The sequence below is a fragment of the Pseudomonas sp. LS44 genome (assembly GCF_024730785.1).
Lineage (GTDB): Bacteria > Pseudomonadota > Gammaproteobacteria > Pseudomonadales > Pseudomonadaceae > Aquipseudomonas.
Genome location: NZ_CP102830.1, coordinates 3,824,113 through 3,841,663, shown reverse-complemented (window position 1 = coordinate 3,841,663; position 17,551 = coordinate 3,824,113). Strand labels below are relative to the sequence as shown.

Genomic DNA, 17,551 nt, shown 5'->3' with positions numbered 1-17,551 from the left:
TGGTTCGGGATTTCTGGCGTGGGTGAGTTCGAGCTGATTCGCCGTTACTTTGCCGCCGCGTCCTGCGCGCGCGCGGCGGCCGGCGTTGCCTTGGGCATCGGCGACGATTGCGCGTTGTTGCAGGTGGACGCTGGCGAACAGCTGGCGGTCTCCACCGACACCCTGGTTGCCGGGGTGCACTTTCCCGATTGTTGCGATCCTTTTCTGCTCGGCCAGCGTGCGCTCGGCGTCTCCGCCAGCGATCTCGCGGCGATGGGCGCTGCGCCGCTGGCCTTTACCCTGGCCTTGACCCTGCCGAACGCCGAGCCGGCCTGGTTGGAGGATTTTGCCCGGGGTCTCGACCAGATGGCGCAGGCCTGCGGTCTGGCGCTGGTCGGTGGCGATACCACCCGCGGCCCGCTGAGCCTGACCCTCAGCGTATTCGGGCGGCTGCCCGCCGGCCAGGCCTTGACCCGTAGTGGCGCGCGTCCGGGTGATCTGCTGTGTGTCGGCGGCACGCTCGGCGATGGGGCCGGTGCCTTGCCGTTGGTGCTCGGTCAGACGCAGGCCGCGGCAGCCGTCGCCGAACTGCTGCTGGCACGCTATTGGGCACCGCAACCACAGTTAGCGCTCGGTCAGTTGCTGCGTGGCAAAGCCAGTGCGGCGCTGGATATTTCCGATGGCCTACTCGCCGACTGCGGGCACATCGCCCGCGCCTCTGGCGTCGCCTTGCTGATCGAGCGCGAGCGCCTGCCGCTCTCGCCGGCGCTGCTGGCCCTATGCGGGCGTGAAGCAGCCCTGGCCCATGCGCTTGGCGGTGGCGACGATTACCGTCTGGCGTTTACCCTGCCGGCAGAGCAGCTGGCCGCGGTGCAAGTAGCCTGGCCGGAAGTGGCTGTGATCGGCCGGGTCGCGGCGGGTGAGGCTGTGCAGCTGCTGGACGCCGATGGCCAGCCGCTGGCTTTGCCCGAGACGGGCTATCAGCATTTCCGGCCATAGTCGTGCGGACGGCTATGGCGCAAACGCGTGTGAAGCAGGCAGGCCTTGTAGGCGATGCCTGCCGCAAGATGACGGGTAGGGTGGGTTAGCCGCAGGCGTAACCCGCCAACCTTGCAGGACAACGGTGTTCATGGCCACACCGCAGGGGTTACACCGCTACGCGGCTAACCCGCTCTACAAAAGCCGTGCTCAAACTTAACAGGCCATAGCCTCTAGGAACTTTGCGTGCCCGAACATCCCGATCAAGCTCCCGCCCAGCCGGTACCACACTCGGTATGGCATAACCCTTGGCACTTCCTGGCCTTCGGCTTTGGTTCCGGGACGTTGCCGAAAGCCCCAGGCACCTGGGGCTCGTTGGTCGCGCTGCCGTTCGTCCCGCTGTGGCAACTGCTGCCGGACTGGGGCTACTGGCTGATGCTCGGGCTGACCATGCTGTTCGGCTTCTGGCTGTGCGGCAAAGTTGCCGATGACCTGCGCGTGCACGATCACGAAGGCATCGTCTGGGACGAAATGGTCGGCATGTGGATTACCCTGTGGCTGGTGCCGGAGGGCTGGCAATGGCTGCTCGCGGGCTTTGTCGTGTTCCGCATTTTGGATATCCTCAAGCCTTGGCCGATCCGCTGGATCGATCGCCATGTGCATGGCGGGGTCGGCATCATGCTCGATGACATCCTGGCCGGGGTGTTCGCCTGGTTGACCATGCAACTGCTGGTCTGGGCTGTCGCCCTGTGGGGATAGTGTTTCAAGGAGTCGTATGCGTAGTTGGATAGGGACATTGCTATGCGTGCTGGGCCTGAGCCTGACGGCATCGGTGCAGGCGCACACCGCCACGGGCACGATTCGCGTGGCCAGCGAAGTGTGGTCCGGTTATACCGAGGCCGATGGCAGTGGCCTGGCGTGGGACGTGTTGCGCAAGGTGTTCGGCCCGGCTGGCGTCGAGTTGCATACCCGCAGCGTGCCGTATACCCGCGCGGTCGGCCTGGTGAAACGCGGCGAGGCGGATGCTTGGGTCGGCTCCTATCTGAATGAAATCGACGGCGCAGTGGTCTATCCGCTCTGGCATTTCGATGCCGATCAGATCTACGCACTGGGCCGGGCCGACGAAGCAGCGGTGAATCTGGATAACCTCGGCGATTTCCGCCTGGTGTGGATGCGCGGTTATGCGTTCGCTAAATATCTGCCGAATCTGACCCACTTCGAGGAAATCCAGCGACGTGGCGGTATTCTGTCGATGCTCGATCTCGAGCACGCGGACTTCTATATCGATGCCCGTCCAGAGATCGAGCAGGTACTGCAAGCCGCGAAGAATCCCGCCGCCTACCGGATCACTCCGCTGACCCAGTTGCGTCTGTACCTGGCTTTTGCCGATACCCCGCACGGACGGACGCTGGCCAAGTTGTTCGATGAGCGCATGGCCGTGCTGGTGAAGTCCGGGGAACTGCGGCCGGTGTTCGCACGCTGGCACTATCCCTATCCCTTCGTCGATACGCCTGAAGAGACGCCCCATGCGCTGCCTTGATCTACTTGCCGTCGTTCTGCTGCTGTCCGCCAGTGCGCTGCAAGCCGCGCCACAGGTGCAGGTGGTTGGCTTGTTTCCAGGCGCTGCGGTGCTCAAAGTCGATGGCCAGCGCAAGTTGGTCAAGGTCGGCCAGACCGGCCCCGGCGGGGTGCAAGTGATCAGCGCCGACAGCCGTGGCGCGGTCCTGCGTATCGATGGCGTGGACAGCGCTTACAGCCTTAGCCGCGAATACGGTGATGGCGGTTATGCCGTGCCGAGCAAGCAGCAGCTGAGCATTGCCAAAGGGGTGGGTGGGCATTACTGGGTAGCGGGCTCGATCAGCGGCCAGCCGGTGCAGTTCCTGGTCGACACCGGCGCCACCTCGATCGCTCTCAACGATGGCCAGGCGCGCCGCCTGGGTCTGGACTATCGCGTGCAGGGTCAGCGGATGCTGGTGAGTACTGCCAGCGGCACGGCCAATGCGTGGCGGATCAAGCTCGATCGGGTCAAGGTCGGCAGCCTCGAACTGCTCGGCGTCGAGGCGATGGTCCTGGAAGGCAACGCGCCGACTGAGGCGCTGCTAGGCATGAGCTTCCTCAACAGGGTCGGCTGGCGCGAAGAGCAGGGCGTGCTGATGCTGGAGTCTAAGCACTGAGCGGTAGCTGGCACACGCGGACAAGCGTCGCGGTCGTTTCCCGGTAGGGCGTACTCGCGCAGCAGTACGCCAGTGTGGTCAGCCTGTAACGGCGGACTGTTCGCTGCGCTCCGGTCCGCCCTACACCGGGGCTCCAGTCGCCTACAAGTAACGACTCCAGAGCAATTTGGCCTGACTGATCTGGCCGCTCGGGCTGTCGGCACTCGGGTCGCAATCGGTTTGGCACGGTTGCGTGCCGCCCCCCATGTCCGGGATGTCGCCTGGGTCGTAGCCGCTGGGTAGGTTGCGCAGGTCGATGGTGGTCCTGCCGCTCCAGTTATTGCTGCCCGCGCCACCCTGGCTGGCCGCCGTCACCTGGCCATTGATCATGGTGTCGCCACCGGTTTGCAGCAGATTGCCGGCGATCACGCTGCCGTAGATCTTCGAGGACGCGCCGAGGTTGATGTTGCCGCCGCTGAAGGTATTGCCGACGAAGCCGCCGGCGAGCAGGGCGATATTGCCCAGAGCATTGGGTTTGAGTTGCTGGGCGGCGGTATCGCAAAAGTTGGTCGGGAACAGCGGGGCGTAGAAGGTGCTGGTGCAGATATTCGCGTAGCCGGCGAAGTTGATCGCGAAGGTGCGATGGCTGCTGCTGGCGATGTTGCCGGTGGCCAGGATGCTGTTGCGGAACTTGCCGTTGGACAGTTCGACATTGCCCTCAAACCACAGCGCGCCAGGGGCGACCACCACCGCTTCGTTCGGGGTGCCCTGGGGCGGTGTGGTATCGGCGGGCGAGTTGCCTTCCAGCCGCCATGTGCCGTTGTTGAAGGTGATGCTCTGGGCATTTTCCGAGTTGCCGCGGGTGAGCCGGCGCAGGGTGGCCATGCCCGGCCCGGTGCAGGTGCCGCTGACCACCGTGCTGCACTCGTCGCGGCAGAAGCCACCGCCATCCAGCGCGGCACACAGATATCCCCACTTATCGCCGCCTTGTTTGATTCTGCCAATCCGGTAGCTGCCGTCGGCGATGCCGTTGACGTTCTTCACGCCCACCTGGATCTGCCCGTTGCGGAATTCGAAGACGTAGTTGGCCGAATCCTTCAGTTCATAGGCATCGACGTTGGGCTTGGGCAGGCTGAACGGTTGCAGCGGGGTCATCAGCAGCACGGTGACTGCGGTCGGGGCGCTGATCTTGGCCGGCGCCACCGGGCAATTGAAGGTCGCCCGGCCGGCGCGGATGCTGTTGAAGTTGTTCCAGTTGACCGAGGCGCAGAACACGTCGGCCTGGCTGTTCATCGCGCGAATGATCGGGAAACCGCTGGCGGTAATGTTGCCCACCGCGTTGGCGGTGGCGGTGGTGCCATTGCTGATGTTGATGGTCTTGCCGGCGGTGAAGGTGCCATGGCTGCCGCCGCTGCTGGCGTTGATTGCACCCAGGGCGTTGGCGGTGCCGACGCTGCCGTTGCTGATAAGGATGTCGCCATTGGCGAAGATCGCTCCCTGAGTGCCGCCGCTGTTGATATTCACATTGCCGACCGCCGAGGCCTTGAGCGCGGTGGCCGAGCCGCCGAGAGCGATGTTGCCGTTGGCGAACAGTTCTTCGACGGCAATGGCGCTGCCGATGTTGATGTCGCCGGTGGCGCGCAGGGTCTTGATGCCGGTGATCGAGGCATTGTTCAGGGTCGCGTTGCCGTCGACGTTGAACTTCGCCGCGTTGCCGCCTTTGACGTCGATGCCGCCCGTCATGTTCAGGTCGCTGTAGATGTTCAGCACATCGGTCCACGGTTCGTGCGGTTTCGCTGCGTTGGCCCCGGCGACCACCGCAAACACCGCCTGGATGGTCGAGGTGGCGCGCGCCGCGTTGTCCTGGTTGCGGATGTTGGCGGTCACGGTGTAACGCTTTTCCGTCGCCCCGGATGCCGGCGGCAGGTTGCTGACGATCTTCGCCTGCAGCGTGCTGGTGCCGACCTGCATGTCGATCTGATTGTTCGCCAGCAGCGCGCCCAGCGCAGTTTCGTCGAGCTGTTCCAGATAGCTGCGGAAGATCTCCAGACCCGCCCAGGCGCCGGCCTGCGCGTGGGTGCTGGCATGCATCGCGGCCTGTTTTTCCTGGGTGCCGCGCACCGCATGCACCACACCGAGGGCGGTGACGGTGAGGGCCATGCCGACCAGAACGACAATCAGAATGGTCGCCATGCCGCGCTGGCGGCCGGGCATCCGGCGCGGGTATCGGATCATGCGGTGCATAGCCGGCTACTCCGTGATGTTCGGTAGGCAAATGCTGTAGCTCAGCGGCGCGATGCCGCTGGTGCCAGCCAGCTGTGCACTGCTTGGCGCGCTGAGGGTGACTTGTGGATGTCGCGCCTTGGCGCCGACGCCGAACGGTGCGCAATCCAGGCTGGCGATGCTGAAGGCGATCAGCGGCTGCGGTGCGGCCTGTTGCGTGGCGGGGACCTGCAGCTTGGCCAGCTCGCTGCGCACGCTCCAGTTCAGTCCGCCCAGGCTGGCGCCGGCGCTGCAGCCGCTGTCGGCTTGCAACAGGGTGAACAGGCGTACCGGCTTGCCGGTATTGGCGTCGCTGCCGGCGCGGTCGACCAGGCCGCGACACTGGTAGCCGGCAGCGTCCAGATAACGCCAGAGCAGGGCGCTGGGATTGCTGCCGTCGAGACTGATCGCGGTTTTCTGCAAATGCTGCGAGCCGATGGTGTCGATGCCGAAGCCGGCGCTCTGCAGTTCCAGCTGCGCGGTGAGCAGCCCGGCAGCGAGCTGGCCGTCTTGATTGGCGTCCTGGGTGGCGACGACCGCGGTCTGCACCAGATTCTTGTACAGACCGAGCATCGCCAGGATGCATACGGTCGACAGCAGCATGCCGATCATCAAGCTGATCAGGCTCACGCCACGTTGCTGCCGATTAGTCATAGCGCACCGCCGACGCGGACTTCGCCGCCCAGGCTCGGATCGCTGACCGACAGGACCAGCGGGCCCTGGATGCCGACCAGGCTTTTGCGCGCGCTGTCGGTAGCCTTGCCGACGGAGGCGGCCAGGTTGCTGTTGCAGCCGCTGACCGTGACCCGCAGGGTCAGCGGATTGGGTAGCTGAATGCTCGGCGCGCTGGCGCACAGATCGAGCGTGCCGCTGCCGTTGCGTTGCAGCAGGTCGCGCATCTGGCTGATGGCGAGGTTCTGCAAATTCATATCCTTCTGGCTGACCGCCACCCGCGAGCTGGTGTAGACCAGGCCGAGGCCGACGATCGCCATCAGCAGCATGCCGATCAGTGCTTCGATCAACGCGTCGCCACGCTGCCGTTTAGCAGGCCGTTGAAAAACTACCTGCGTTGCCGATACGGCGTTAAAAACGGCCTCAAAATGCTCATTTACAACGCGTAAACTGCGCTTTTTCGGCCGTTTTTGCCTTGTCTCGGCTGCCTCGGCTACATTTTTCAACGGCCTGCTAGTTGAGCGTGAACGTGACATGTTCACTCCCTGCCGCGAGGGCAAACGATTGGTTGGTGCTGCAACCGCCGCTGGCCAGGACCATGGCTTTGCTGTCGAACGCCAGGCAGCTGAACGTGGCGCCAGCGGTCTGCACGCTGACCTGTGCGGGCAATTGCGCGCTCCAGATCTGCGCGCTGCTGCAACTGGCCGGGCTGTCGGCGGAGGCGGCTTCATGCAGGCTGAGGCGCCGGTTTGGATCCAGGCACAGCGCCGCCACCGGCTGGGCATCAATGACCCCATAGCGATTGCGCAAGGCGTGCGCCTTGGCGCGGGCGATGCCTTGGCTGAGCACACCCTCGGCATCGCGCACCTGGGCGCTGTTCGACCAACTGATGGTGAAGGGGCCGGCGAGCATCGCCAGCAGGCCGATCAGGGCAATGGTGATCATCAGCTCGATCAAGCTGAAACCTGCCTGACGCTTCACAGCCAGTTACCGTTGTAGGCCCCGCAGCTGGCAATAGTGCGTACGTTGCCGTTGGTCAGGGTGATGATGCAGCCAGCCAGGCGCCCGCTCGAGCCAGTGGCGGTAAGGGTGTAAGCGCTCGCCGCCGAATTGACGCTATAGGCGAAGCTGGCTTCCGCTGGCTGCCAACCGGGGAACGCGGTTTTGGTGGCGCTGGTATCGGCGGGCGTGGCGACCGGATAGGCGAGAGTGCGCTGGTAGGCGTTTTCCAAATTCAGGCTGAGTCCAACCAGATCGGCCTGCGCCGCCTTGATGCGGCCCTTGGCGATATACGAGTCATAGGCCGGCAGGGCGATGCTGGCGAGGATGCCGATGATCGCGATGGCGATCAGCAGTTCGATCAGCGTGAAACCCTGAGAAGAACGGATGGTTCTGGGCATGGGCGAATCCTCCTTGCCGTTGCAACGGTACGCCGATGCGCTAAAAAGTGTGATCCAGTTATCATTATTGTTGACCTTAAAGTCAGCGCCTGCGTTGATCCAGGGCAGCATTTGCCGCCATTCGTCCAGGCAAACTGTGCGTGTTGTGGTCGAGGGCCTGCGAGGGCTGGTTATGAACATCGAGCGTTTCGCTCGTTCTCAGAACCTGTCTACGATCTGCTGCGCGTCGGCCATCCGGCGTTGAAACCGGGCTCAGAATGCTCATTTACAACGCGTAAACTGCGCTTCTTCACCCGATTTCGCCTTGTATGGCTCTAGCTCGCGAGATCGTAAACAGGTTCTCAGCAGGTTTCTGCCTGCCTTACCGCGACGGGCTGCTGGTACAATGCCGGCCCTTTAAATTTTCCGATTTCGAGACAGGAGCTTCCGGTGTCCATCGTTTTTGTCGCCGCTTCGCAACTGCCGACGCCGTTCGCCGTGTTCACCATGCATGGCTTCCTCGAGGAAGCGACGGGCCGCGAGCACGTCGTGTTGACGCTCGGTGATGTGGCCGACGGCGAGCCTGTACTCGGCCGCCTGCACTCCGAATGCCTCACCGGTGATGCGCTGTTCAGCCTGCGCTGCGATTGCGGTTTTCAGCTCGAAGCCGCGCTGCGTGCGATTGCCGAGGAAGGTCGCGGCGCGCTGCTGTATCTGCGCCAGGAAGGCCGCGGCATTGGCTTGCTCAACAAGATCCGCGCCTATGAGCTGCAAGACGGCGGCGCCGATACCGTCGAAGCCAACGAGCGTCTGGGCTTTGGCGCCGACCAGCGCGACTACGCGATCTGTCTGCCGATGCTCAAGCACCTCGGCATCAGTTCGCTGAAGCTGATGACCAACAATCCGCGCAAGGTCAAAGGCCTCAGCGAGTTGGGCATCCAGATCAGCCGCCGCGTGCCGCTGCAGATCGCGCATAACCCGCACAACCAGAAGTACCTCGCCACCAAGGCCGGCAAACTCGGTCACTTGCTTGGCAACCTGCACCAAGGCGAGGAGAAGAGGAAAGCGCGTGAGCCGTGACCAGCAGCGTCGCCGCCTGGCGCTTGAGTGGTGGCTGTTCGTGGCGCTGGGGTTGGCGCCCTGGCTGCTGACCTGGTTGTTCGAGGCGGGCGCGCCGTCGCCGCTGGCCATGCCAGTGTTTATCGCCGGGCTGCTGGCGATGTTCGTCAGCCTGCCGCTGTTTCGCCGCTACAAACATGCCTTGATCGCCACGCAAAAGGCCTTCGATAGCGACGCCGAAAGCAGCGCGTGGCAAACCCTCGGTCAGGTTCGTCGCAAGGCGCTGATCGGCGCCGTAATGCCGGCGTGGATCGCCGCCCTGGGCCTGCTGGTCGGCCTCGAAGGCCTGCCCAAATTGCTCTTGGTCTGCGCCAGTCTGGTGCTCCTGTCGCTCTACCGCATCCCCCGCCAACTGCGCTGATGCGTGCCCTGTTCGTCTGCCTGCTGCTGATCCTGGCTGGCCCGCTCAAGGCAGCCGAGCGGGTGATCAGCCTGGCGCACTCACTCTCGGAAATCATGCTCGAGCTGGACGCCGGCGACTTGCTGGTCGGTGTGCTGGATGGTGACGAGCGCCCGCCGGCGTTGGCGGCACTGCCGTCGGTGGGGCGTTATGGGCAACTCGAACTGGAAACCCTGCTGAGTCTCAAGCCCGACCTGATCCTGATCGCGCCGGGCAGTGTGCCGCTGGCGCAGCAGGAGCAGCTCAAGCACTTCGGCCTTCCCCTGTATGTCGTCGCGCCGCGTCGCCTCGAGCAACTGGCCAGCGAGTTCGCCGCCATCGGTGAGCGCATCGGTCGCCCAGAGCAGGGCCGCAAGCTGGAGGCGCGCTTTCGTCAGGGTCTCGACGCGTTGCGCACTCGCTATCACCGCGAGCAACCGCTGCAGGTGTTCTATCAGGTCTGGCACAGGCCGCTGTACACCATCGGCGGCGGCCAGGTGATCAGCGACGCGCTGGAGGTCTGCGGGGCGCGCAACGTGTTCGCCGGTCTCACCCAGCCGGCGCCGCAGGTCGGCATCGAAGCGGTGCTGCAACGCGACCCGCAGGTGATCCTCGGCGGCACGCAGGCCGAACTGGATATCTGGAAAAGCTGGCCGCAACTCAGCGCGGTGCGCCTGCAGCAAGTCTGGGAAGTACCCGACAAAGGCCTGGAGCGACCAAGCTTCCAGATGCTCGGCGCCCTGGAACAGCTTTGTCAGGTGTTGGCCAAGGCCAGGTAATCAGGGCGACGGTGTTCCCGGATTGCATCCGGGCTACGCCGCTGTGGCTCGCTCCTACCGGGTAAGTCCGTAGGGTGGGTGAAACCCGCAGGCCGGGGATTGGATCTGGCGGGTTGCACCCGCCCTACGAAGGTGTTCCAACCCGTAGGATGGGTGGAGACGCGCAGCGACGATGCCCATCGCACACCCTCGATGGGCATCGCTGCGCTCAACCTGCGCCGACCCATCCTACGCGCTGCGCACCGGTGGATGTGAGGAGCGACATCCACCCTACAGGTCCGACACTGCGTAGCCCGGATGCAATCCGGGAGCCGGCTCAGCCCGTAGGGCGGGTGCAACCCGCGCGCCGTGGAATGATCTGGTGGATTGCCTTCGTTTTCGAATTACAGCGCCGGCGTCCAGGTCACCGCAAACAGCGCGGTACGGCCCGGCGTGTTGTAGCCGAAACGGCCATTCGGGGTGCTGTAGTCGGCCTCGGCGTAGTCTTGGTCGAACAGGTTATCGAGCTTCACATCCAGCGCCACTTCCGGCGTCGCCTGCCAACTGCCGCGCAAGCCGAGTACGCCGTAGCCGGCCAGCTCCTCGTTATTGTCGGCATCGTCATAGCGGCCACTCACCGCGCGCCAGCCGGCACCCAGCGAGAACAGGCCGAAGCTGCGGTCAAGATCCAGGCTCAAGGTGCGCTTGGCGCGGCGGGCCAGGGTGTGGCCGCTGTCGCGATCACGCGGATCGATCAAACCGAGGGCGAGATTGCCCTGCCAGCCGAACAGCTCCTGCTGCAGCGCCGCCTCGAAGCCGTTGATCCGCGCAGTCTGGATATTCTGCGGGATGAAGTCCTGGTCGAGGACGATGGCGTCATCCAGATCGATGCGGTACAGCGACAGCTCCAAGGAACCGCTGTCGCTGTAGCGGTTGCGCCACTGGATTTCGTAGTTCTTGGATTTTTCCGGCTGCAAGTCGGGGTTGGCGCTGGGGAAGCAGAAGCCGTCGAAGCAGAAGTCCGGGTAATAGAGGTCGTTGAAGGTCGGCGCGCGGAAGCCTTCGCTGTAGGAGAAGACCAAGTCGTTGCGCGCATTCAGCGCCACAGTCAACGCGCCGTTCCAGGTGTTTTCGCTGCCGAATTGCTGGTTCTTGTCGTGGCGCATGCCGAGTTCGGTGCTGAACACCTCGCCGTTGTAGCGGTGTTGGACGAAGCCAGCCTGATTCCAGCGCGATTGTTCGGTGAAATCGGTATCGCTGTGCAGGGTGTCCTCATACCAGTCGGCGCCGAGCAGCACTTGCTGGGTCTCGGTCACCGCCAGGGTATTCACCCAGCTGGCGGAGTCATGGTAGGTATTGAACTGGCTGTCGCCGCCGCCCGCGAGGTCGTTGCTGGTGTCGCGCTTGTCTTCGCTGTGGCCGATCTGCAGGCGGCTGTTCCACACCTCGCTGAAGTTACCATCGACGAAGCCCGAGGCGCTGCTCAGTTGGAAGTCGGTGGTCGGCAGCGAGCCGCTGAAGACATCGTCGTATTCCACTTGGCCGCGCTGGTCGAGGGCGCTGAAACCGGCTTGCCAGTCGTCATTGAAGCGGTGGCTGAGATTCATGCTCAGCGAGCGGTTGCGGAAGGCATCCTCGTCGCCGTTGCTGCCGAAGCCGTCGCGGGTGGTATCGAAGCCCTGGGTGTCATCGAGCGCCGCGCCGAGGTTGAAGCGGGTCCGCTGGTCGCCGCCGGACAGGCCGAGGCTGCGCTCGAAGGTGCTGTCGCTACCGGCGCCGAGGCGCGCGTAAGGCTTGAGGCCGTCACCGTCGCCCTGGCGAGTGAAAATCTGGATCACCCCGCCAATCGCATCCGAGCCGTACAGCGCCGAACGTGCGCCACGGACCACTTCGACCCGTTCGATCTGTTCGGGGCTGAGAAACTCCAGGCTGCTGGTGCCGCTGGAGGCGGCGGCAATGCGCTGGCCGTCGACTAGCACCAGGGTTTGCGCGGTCGAGGTGCCGCGCAAAAATACGCTGGTCAGGCTACCGACACCGCCGGTGCGGGTGACACTGACGCCCGGCACGCGCTCGAGCAATTCGGCGACGCTGCGCACTTGCAGGCGGTCGATATCGGCGCGAGTGAAGACGCTGGTGGCCGCCGAGGTTTGCGCGCGGGATTGTACGTCGCGGTTGGCGGTGACCACGGTATCGGCGAGTTTCAGCGCCTGGTCGTAGGTCGGGGTTTCGGCAATAGCCTGGGCGCTGGGCAGAAAGGCGACGGCAAGGGCAAGGCGGGACAACTTCATGATGGATCCTCAAAAGTGGTCAGCAAACTTTTGAGGAGGGCAGGGACAAGCGGGCGGTGCACAGACGCGGCCACGCTTGACGGTGATGCCCTCCGCAACACCTGTCACAACGCACCGAGGCTGGTCTCCGGGCTGCCGACTCGCGCGGATCTCACCTTCCCGGACGAGAACGTCCAGTGGTTGTCGAGACCGCGTGCCATCCGTTGATGGCGGTCGGTTTACCGTTGCGGGGGCAGCGCAGGTTTTTCACCTGCTTCCCGTTTAACGCCCATCATTGGGCGACCTAGGTACAGCAAAACGCCGCGCACCTTAATGCGCGACGGGTAAGAGTACAAGCGAGGCGTACGGCTTGCCGCGCGTAGGATGGGGCGGGACGCGCAGTCTGAGCGCAGTGATGCCCATCGGTTCTGCAGTGATGGCTATCGGCGCCATGCGCCCCGGCCCATGCTAAGGATGACCCTCTCCCACAAGGGAAAGAGGGTGCTCGAAGCGGGTACGCCCGCATGTTGCGCTCGATGGTCGCGAGCCCTTTTGCCAAGCCAGTGTTGTTTTTCAGGCCATGCGAAACAGTTTTCTGGCCTGCTCCGTCAGGCGCTTGAGGCCGCTTTTGCCCGGTATTCTCTGGCGGGGCGTGAGGTTCTGCTGGGCCAGCCAATCCTTCCAACGCACCCGCTCGTCGCGTACCAGCCAGCCGTCCTGCGGTGCGAAGCTTTCCGCCAGCCATAGACCGCGGGTGCTGGCACTCTTCAGGCGGCCTTTCCTGAGGGTCAGCAGCTCCGCGCAGGGCCGCCCGTGTTCGAGGGGGATCAGGTACAGGTCGGCGCGGCTGCGGTCGAGGCGGGCGATCAGTTGCTCGTTCTCCAGGCATTCGTCGACGTGGAACAGGCTGAGCTGCTTGATTTCCTTGGGCAGTTCCAGACGCAGGTCATAAACCAATTGCAGCGAGGCGGTCGGCAGATGCACGTAAGCGCGCGGCCGTTCGAGCAGAGTCAGGTTGCCGCAGCGCACCTGGCGCGCCGCGCCGGATAACGGGCTGAGGCGGAAGTTGCAGCTTTCCCGGTAACGCAGGGCGTCGTGATAGGGCGCTGGCAGCCAGGTATCGCCGAAGCGCCCGCAGAGCCAGCCTTCGGGCGTCTCCAGCAGGCATTCCTCGGCGACTTCATGAATGGCGGTAAGCAGCGGCAGATTCAGCTCATGGGCCGGGACATAACCGGAGATCAGCTTGAGCACCACATCGCCGCGATCCGCGCGCCGCTGGCGCACCAGCACCCAGTAATCGCGGCCCTGCCAGTTCAATGTCAGGCGCACCGAGACGCCCAGGTTGGCCAGCTCGGTGGCGAAATGCTGGTTGTCGTCGATCTGGATCGGCTGACGCCGGGCGAGCATCTGGGTGAAATTCAGCGGGCGGCCGCGGCTCTGATAACTCAGGCCATCGGCGTTGGCTTCGACGAATAACGGCAGCGTCTTGAAGTTACTGGGATCCTTGCGGGCGAGAATTCTCGGCATGTCGGCTCCTGGCTAACGTCAGCAATACGGGTCCTGGCGGTTGATTGCGTGCCGCTCGCGAGCGAGTCGCCGGCTGGCGGATGCCGTGAAGACTGCTCCAGTCAGCGGCGAGGCAGGCAATCAACCGCGTTGGCCAGTGGTTATTGTTCTAATCACTTCTGCAGCGGTCGCGACATTATGGGTCAGATGTAGCGGATTGATGGTTCCGACTATCGCCGCGTGCACGCCGGGGTGGCCGAAAATCAGTTCGAAGCTGGCCCGTACCGGATCGACATCCGGCGCCAGGCACACGTGGCCGCTGGCCAGCGCCTTCTTGATCAGCACCCCTTTACCGTGCGCGGCGGCGTAATCCAGCACCGGCCGCTCGGCCTGCTCGCTGAGGTTGAAGGTGACCATCGCGCAGTCGCCGTGCTGCAGCGCCTGGATGCCGCCCTCGACGGTTTTGCCGGAGAAACCGAAGGCGCGGATCTTGCCCTCCTGTTTGAGCGCGGCGAGCGTCGCGTAGACCTCGCCATCTTGCAGGATGGCCAGGTCGTTGCCGTCGGAATGCACCAGCAGCAGGTCGATGAAATCGGTTTCCAGGCGTTGCAGGCTGCGTTCCAGCGAGCGCCGGGTGTGCGCGGCGCTGAAGTCGAAATGCGACAGGCCGTTGTCGAATTCCTCGCCGACCTTGCTGACGATCACCCAGTCCTGGCGCTGGCAGCGCAGCAGCGGGCCGAGGCGCTCTTCACTGCTGCCGTAAGCCGGGGCGGTATCGAGCAGGTTGATGCCCAGTTCGCGGGCCAGTTGCAACAGCTGGCGGGCGCTGAAATCGTCCGGAATGCTGAAGCCATTGGGGTATTTGACGCCCTGGTCGCGGCCCAGTTTGACCGTGCCCAGGCCGAGCGGCGAAACGCGCAGGCCGGTGTCGCCCAGTTGCCGATGCAGATCGTGCAGGCCGTTCATGGCAACAACTCTTCCCAGACCGCACGAGCCAGAGGCGGGCGTGGTAAGTCCGGCAACGTGGCCGCGGCGCCGGGCTGAATGCCATCGCGGGCGAGACTGGCCAGCACCCGCTCGGCGAAGTCTGGGGCCAGCGCCAGCTTGGTCGGCCAGCCGACCAGCAGGCGGCCTTGATCGGCGAGAAAAGCGTTGTCCGGACGCAGCAGACCGGATTGCGCCGGCTCGGCGCGGTCGACCCGCAGCGTCGCCCACTGCGCCTGGCTGAGGTCGACCCACGGCAGCAGCGACGCCAGTTCCTTTTGCGCGGCGGTGATCTGCGCCGCCGGCTCGCGCGCCACGCCATCGGCCTCGGCAATGTCACCGCCGAGATACCAGACCCACTGGCCATCGGCCGCCGGATGACTGGTGACGGTGACCCGCGGCTTCGGCCCGCCGCCCAGGCAATGCGCGTACAGCGGTTTGAGCGTCGGCGCCTTGAGCATGACCATGTGCAGCGGGCGGCGCTGCTGGGCGGGCTGGCTGAGGCCGAGGGCGTCGAGCAACACCTGATTGCCGGCGCCGGCACTGAGCACGATGCGTTGCGCACGAATCTCGCGGCCATCGACGCGCAGGCCGACCAGCTCCTCGCCGTCGCGCAGCGCTTCGATGTGTTGGCCGGCGAGCAGGCTGTCGCCGGCTAGGTCGGCGAGGCGGGCGATCAGGCTCGGCACATCGAGCACCAGTTCATTGAGGCGGTAGACCTTGCCCTTGAATTGCGGATCCTGCAGGGCCGGTGGCAACTGCTCGCCCTTGACCTGATCGACGCGGGTACGCATCGCCTTGCTGGCGAAGAAGCTGGTCAGGTTGCCGGCCAGGGTGCCCGGCGACCACAGGTAGTGCGCGTCGGAGAGCAGGCGCACGCCGGCCAGATCCAGCTCACCGGTGCCGGCCAGTGCCTCGCGCCAGCGCCGCGGCATGTCGCCGATGGCTTCCGCCGAACCGGTCAGCGCACCGTGCAGGGCGTACTTGGCGCCGCCGTGGATGATCCCTTGCGACTTGACGCTCTGCCCGCCGCCGAGGCTGGCGCTTTCCACCAGCAGGGTGGCGAAGCCTTGCTGGCGCAGGCGCGCGTTCAGCCACAAACCGGCAACGCCGCCGCCGATGATCAGCACGTCAGTGGAAAGGGCTTGGGGCATGGCGCGGCTCGTCTGGTTGGAGAACAGGCCGGCAGTATATCGCGCTCGGCTGCCGCGCACGGGTACGTGTAGGAGCCAGCTTGCTGGCGATCCGCGCGCCGCTCAATCGCCAGCAAGGTAGCCCGGGTGCAACCCGGGAAAAGCGGCGTTGCCGGCCCCCCGGATTGCATCCGGGCTACGGATTCAGTGCCCGGAGCTGGCGGAGAACAGGTTGATCACCAGCACGCCACCGATGATCAGGCCGATGCCGAGCATGGCCGGCAAGTCGAGTTTCTGGCCGTAGAGAAACAGCGCGGCGATGCTCACCAGGACGATGCCCAGCCCCGACCAGATCGCATAGACGATGCCCACTGGCAGGCTGCGCATCACCAGAATCAGCATCCAGAAGGAAATCGCGTAGCCACAGATGACCAGCAGCAAGGGCAACGGCGTGCTCAGCCCTTTGACCGCCTTCAGCGAGCTGGTGGTGACCACTTCGGCGGCGATGGCGATGGAGAGGTAGGCGTAGGGGTTCATGTGCGTCTCCGGAATTGGCCGGGCATTCTAGCCCGGCCCTGCGGTCGCCAGCGTGACGCGAGCGCGCTAAGCTGCGCCGCCATGAACCGACACCTTTATTCCCTGCTGTTTCATCTGGGCCTGCCGCTGGTCGGCGTGCGCCTGTTCCTGCGCTCCCGTAAGGCGCCGGCGTATGCCCAGCGCATTGGCGAACGCTTCGCCCTCGGCTTGCCAGCGTTGCAGCCCGGTGGCATCTGGGTGCACGCGGTGTCGGTGGGCGAGAGCATCGCCGCCGCACCGATGATTCGCGCTCTGCTCGAACGCCATCCGCAGCTGCCGATCACCATCACCTGCATGACGCCGACCGGCTCGGAGCGCATTCACGCGCTGTTTCCGGCCGAGCAATACGCCGGGCGCATCCAGCATTGCTATCTGCCGTACGACTTGCCCTGGGCCGCCGGACGGTTTCTTGATCGGCTCAAGCCGCGTCTGGCGGTGATCATGGAAACCGAGCTGTGGCCCAACCACATCCATCAGTGCGTGCGCCGCGGTATTCCGGTGGCGCTGGCCAACGCGCGATTGTCGGAGCGCTCGGCGCGCGGCTACGCACGTTTCGCTCGGCTGACCCGGCCGATGTTGGCGGAGATGAGCTGGCTGGCGGTGCAGACCGAAGCTGAGGCTGAGCGGTTTCGCCAGCTCGGCGCGCAGCCGCAGCGGGTGACGGTGACCGGCTCGATCAAGTTCGACCTGCATATCGATGCCGAACTACCGGTGCGGGCCGCCGCGCTGCGCCAGCAATGGGGTGCTGCCCAGCGACCGGTCTGGATCGCGGCCAGCACCCACGCCGGTGAGGACGAAATCATCCTCGCCGCGCACCGGCAACTGCTCGAACGGCATCCCGATGCACTGCTGATTCTGGTGCCGCGTCATCCGGAGCGGTTTGCCGCGGTGTTCGAACTGTGCCAGCAGCGCGCCTTCGTTACCCGTCGCCGCTCCACGGCGGAAACAGTCGACGCGCAGGCCCAGGTGCTGTTGGGCGACACCATGGGCGAGCTGCTGTTTCTCTATGCGCTGGCCGATCTGGCTTTCGTCGGCGGCAGCCTGGTCGCCAACGGCGGGCATAACCTGCTGGAGCCGGCGGCGCTGGGCAAACCGGTGCTGAGCGGGCCACATCTGTTCAATTTTCTCGAGATCGCCGCGCAGCTGCGTGACGCCGGTGCGTTGCAGGAGGTCGCCGATGCCGACGGTCTGGCGCAGGCATTGCAGCGCCTATGGGAGGTGCCAGAAGCGGCGCAGGCGATGAGCCAGGCAGGCTTGGCCGTGTTGCAGGCCAATCAGGGCGCGCTGCAGCGCTTGCTGGACGGGTTGGATAACTTGCTCCGCTAGCTGGCCGATGGCCCGTAGGAGCGAATTCATTCGCGATACGCGGGCAACGTCGATCACGCCTGATCGCGAATGAATTCGCT

Annotated in this window: 18 protein-coding genes and 1 riboswitch; of the genes, 8 read left to right on the top strand and 10 right to left on the bottom strand. The window is 64.8% G+C overall.

Annotation, left to right across the window (positions count from 1 at the left end):
• Positions 1–18 precede the first annotated feature (18 nt).
• The 4 genes from thiL (at position 19) to NVV93_RS17195 (ending at position 3,131) form a co-directional block, all read left to right on the top strand.
• A complete protein-coding gene (gene thiL / locus NVV93_RS17210; RefSeq protein ID WP_258251854.1) occupies positions 19–978 on the top strand; it encodes a thiamine-phosphate kinase in 960 nt (319 codons plus the stop codon).
• Positions 979–1,203: 225 nt separating this feature from the next.
• A complete protein-coding gene (locus NVV93_RS17205) occupies positions 1,204–1,716 on the top strand; it encodes a phosphatidylglycerophosphatase A (protein ID WP_258251853.1) in 513 nt (170 codons plus the stop codon).
• Between the two features lie 16 nt (positions 1,717–1,732).
• Positions 1,733–2,497, top strand: coding sequence for a transporter substrate-binding domain-containing protein (locus NVV93_RS17200; RefSeq protein ID WP_258251852.1), 765 nt, complete (start codon positions 1,733–1,735; stop codon positions 2,495–2,497).
• Positions 2,484–3,131 (top strand): TIGR02281 family clan AA aspartic protease, encoded by a 648-nt coding sequence (locus NVV93_RS17195; RefSeq protein WP_258251851.1) that lies wholly within the window; start codon positions 2,484–2,486, stop codon positions 3,129–3,131. The genes NVV93_RS17200 and NVV93_RS17195 overlap by 14 nt, the downstream gene beginning before the upstream one ends.
• A 141-nt stretch (positions 3,132–3,272) precedes the next feature.
• Here NVV93_RS17195 and NVV93_RS17190 read toward each other — a convergent pair whose 3' ends face one another.
• The 5 genes from NVV93_RS17190 to NVV93_RS17170 all read right to left on the bottom strand — a co-directional run bounded on the left by NVV93_RS17190 (position 3,273) and on the right by NVV93_RS17170 (position 7,444).
• The gene (locus tag NVV93_RS17190; protein ID WP_258251850.1) at positions 3,273–5,354 is read right to left on the bottom strand and encodes a FapA family protein; all 2,082 of its coding nucleotides are present in this window, start codon (positions 5,352–5,354) and stop codon (positions 3,273–3,275) included.
• Between the two features lie 6 nt (positions 5,355–5,360).
• Positions 5,361–6,026, bottom strand: coding sequence for a PilW family protein (locus NVV93_RS17185; RefSeq protein WP_258251849.1), 666 nt, complete (start codon positions 6,024–6,026; stop codon positions 5,361–5,363).
• Positions 6,023–6,394: a hypothetical protein gene (locus tag NVV93_RS17180; RefSeq protein ID WP_258251848.1), complete on the bottom strand. Its 372-nt coding sequence runs from the start codon at positions 6,392–6,394 to the stop codon at positions 6,023–6,025. The genes NVV93_RS17185 and NVV93_RS17180 overlap by 4 nt, the downstream gene beginning before the upstream one ends.
• Before the next feature lie 163 nt (positions 6,395–6,557).
• Positions 6,558–7,025 (bottom strand): Tfp pilus assembly protein FimT/FimU, encoded by a 468-nt coding sequence (locus NVV93_RS17175; protein ID WP_258251847.1) that lies wholly within the window; start codon positions 7,023–7,025, stop codon positions 6,558–6,560.
• Positions 7,022–7,444, bottom strand: a complete 423-nt coding sequence (locus tag NVV93_RS17170) for a type IV pilin protein (RefSeq protein ID WP_309137380.1) — start codon at positions 7,442–7,444, stop codon at positions 7,022–7,024. Before NVV93_RS17170 ends, NVV93_RS17175 begins: the two co-directional genes overlap by 4 nt.
• 429 nt (positions 7,445–7,873) lie before the next feature.
• Here NVV93_RS17170 and ribA point away from each other — a divergent pair, with 429 nt between their 5' ends.
• The 3 genes from ribA to NVV93_RS17150 are packed head-to-tail and all read left to right on the top strand — an operon-like array spanning position 7,874 to position 9,700.
• On the top strand, positions 7,874–8,503 hold the full coding sequence (ribA, locus tag NVV93_RS17160) for a GTP cyclohydrolase II (RefSeq protein ID WP_258251846.1): 630 nt from the start codon (positions 7,874–7,876) through the stop codon (positions 8,501–8,503).
• Positions 8,493–8,903, top strand: a complete 411-nt coding sequence (locus tag NVV93_RS17155) for an MFS transporter (protein WP_258251845.1) — start codon at positions 8,493–8,495, stop codon at positions 8,901–8,903. Before ribA ends, NVV93_RS17155 begins: the two co-directional genes overlap by 11 nt.
• A complete protein-coding gene (locus tag NVV93_RS17150; RefSeq protein WP_258251844.1) occupies positions 8,903–9,700 on the top strand; it encodes a cobalamin-binding protein in 798 nt (265 codons plus the stop codon). Before NVV93_RS17155 ends, NVV93_RS17150 begins: the two co-directional genes overlap by 1 nt.
• A gap of 383 nt (positions 9,701–10,083) precedes the next feature.
• Here NVV93_RS17150 and NVV93_RS17145 read toward each other — a convergent pair whose 3' ends face one another.
• The 5 genes from NVV93_RS17145 to NVV93_RS17125 all read right to left on the bottom strand — a co-directional run bounded on the left by NVV93_RS17145 (position 10,084) and on the right by NVV93_RS17125 (position 16,106).
• The gene (locus NVV93_RS17145) at positions 10,084–11,967 is read right to left on the bottom strand and encodes a TonB-dependent receptor domain-containing protein (RefSeq protein WP_258251843.1); all 1,884 of its coding nucleotides are present in this window, start codon (positions 11,965–11,967) and stop codon (positions 10,084–10,086) included.
• A 100-nt stretch (positions 11,968–12,067) separates the two neighbouring features.
• Positions 12,068–12,269: riboswitch (cobalamin riboswitch) on the bottom strand.
• Positions 12,270–12,519: 250 nt separating this feature from the next.
• Positions 12,520–13,473: a metal ABC transporter ATPase gene (locus NVV93_RS17140; protein WP_258251842.1), complete on the bottom strand. Its 954-nt coding sequence runs from the start codon at positions 13,471–13,473 to the stop codon at positions 12,520–12,522.
• Between the two features lie 120 nt (positions 13,474–13,593).
• A complete protein-coding gene (locus NVV93_RS17135; RefSeq protein ID WP_258251841.1) occupies positions 13,594–14,418 on the bottom strand; it encodes an aldo/keto reductase in 825 nt (274 codons plus the stop codon).
• Positions 14,415–15,590 (bottom strand): FAD-binding oxidoreductase, encoded by a 1,176-nt coding sequence (locus NVV93_RS17130; RefSeq protein ID WP_258251840.1) that lies wholly within the window; start codon positions 15,588–15,590, stop codon positions 14,415–14,417. The genes NVV93_RS17135 and NVV93_RS17130 overlap by 4 nt, the downstream gene beginning before the upstream one ends.
• 183 nt (positions 15,591–15,773) lie before the next feature.
• On the bottom strand, positions 15,774–16,106 hold the full coding sequence (locus tag NVV93_RS17125; protein WP_258251839.1) for a multidrug efflux SMR transporter: 333 nt from the start codon (positions 16,104–16,106) through the stop codon (positions 15,774–15,776).
• Positions 16,107–16,187: 81 nt separating this feature from the next.
• Between NVV93_RS17125 and waaA the strand changes: the two genes are divergently transcribed.
• Positions 16,188–17,471, top strand: a complete 1,284-nt coding sequence (gene waaA / locus NVV93_RS17120) for a lipid IV(A) 3-deoxy-D-manno-octulosonic acid transferase (RefSeq protein WP_258251838.1) — start codon at positions 16,188–16,190, stop codon at positions 17,469–17,471.
• Positions 17,472–17,551 lie beyond the last annotated feature (80 nt).

Bases quoted from the DNA above. Each gene is read 5' to 3' on its own strand.
- NVV93_RS17125 (WP_258251839.1), bottom strand. From the start codon at position 16,106: ATGAACCCCTACGCCTACCTCTCCATCGCCATCGCCGCCGAAGTGGTC.
- NVV93_RS17145 (WP_258251843.1), bottom strand. From the start codon at position 11,967: ATGAAGTTGTCCCGCCTTGCCCTTGCCGTCGCCTTTCTGCCCAGCGCC.
- NVV93_RS17135 (WP_258251841.1), bottom strand. From the start codon at position 14,418: ATGAACGGCCTGCACGATCTGCATCGGCAACTGGGCGACACCGGCCTG.
- NVV93_RS17195 (WP_258251851.1), top strand. From the start codon at position 2,484: ATGCGCTGCCTTGATCTACTTGCCGTCGTTCTGCTGCTGTCCGCCAGT.
- NVV93_RS17170 (WP_309137380.1), bottom strand. From the start codon at position 7,444: ATGCCCAGAACCATCCGTTCTTCTCAGGGTTTCACGCTGATCGAACTG.
- NVV93_RS17150 (WP_258251844.1), top strand. From the start codon at position 8,903: ATGCGTGCCCTGTTCGTCTGCCTGCTGCTGATCCTGGCTGGCCCGCTC.
- NVV93_RS17200 (WP_258251852.1), top strand. From the start codon at position 1,733: ATGCGTAGTTGGATAGGGACATTGCTATGCGTGCTGGGCCTGAGCCTG.
- NVV93_RS17190 (WP_258251850.1), bottom strand. From the start codon at position 5,354: ATGCACCGCATGATCCGATACCCGCGCCGGATGCCCGGCCGCCAGCGC.
- waaA (WP_258251838.1), top strand. From the start codon at position 16,188: ATGAACCGACACCTTTATTCCCTGCTGTTTCATCTGGGCCTGCCGCTG.
- NVV93_RS17185 (WP_258251849.1), bottom strand. From the start codon at position 6,026: ATGACTAATCGGCAGCAACGTGGCGTGAGCCTGATCAGCTTGATGATC.
- NVV93_RS17130 (WP_258251840.1), bottom strand. From the start codon at position 15,590: ATGCCCCAAGCCCTTTCCACTGACGTGCTGATCATCGGCGGCGGCGTT.
- NVV93_RS17140 (WP_258251842.1), bottom strand. From the start codon at position 13,473: ATGCCGAGAATTCTCGCCCGCAAGGATCCCAGTAACTTCAAGACGCTG.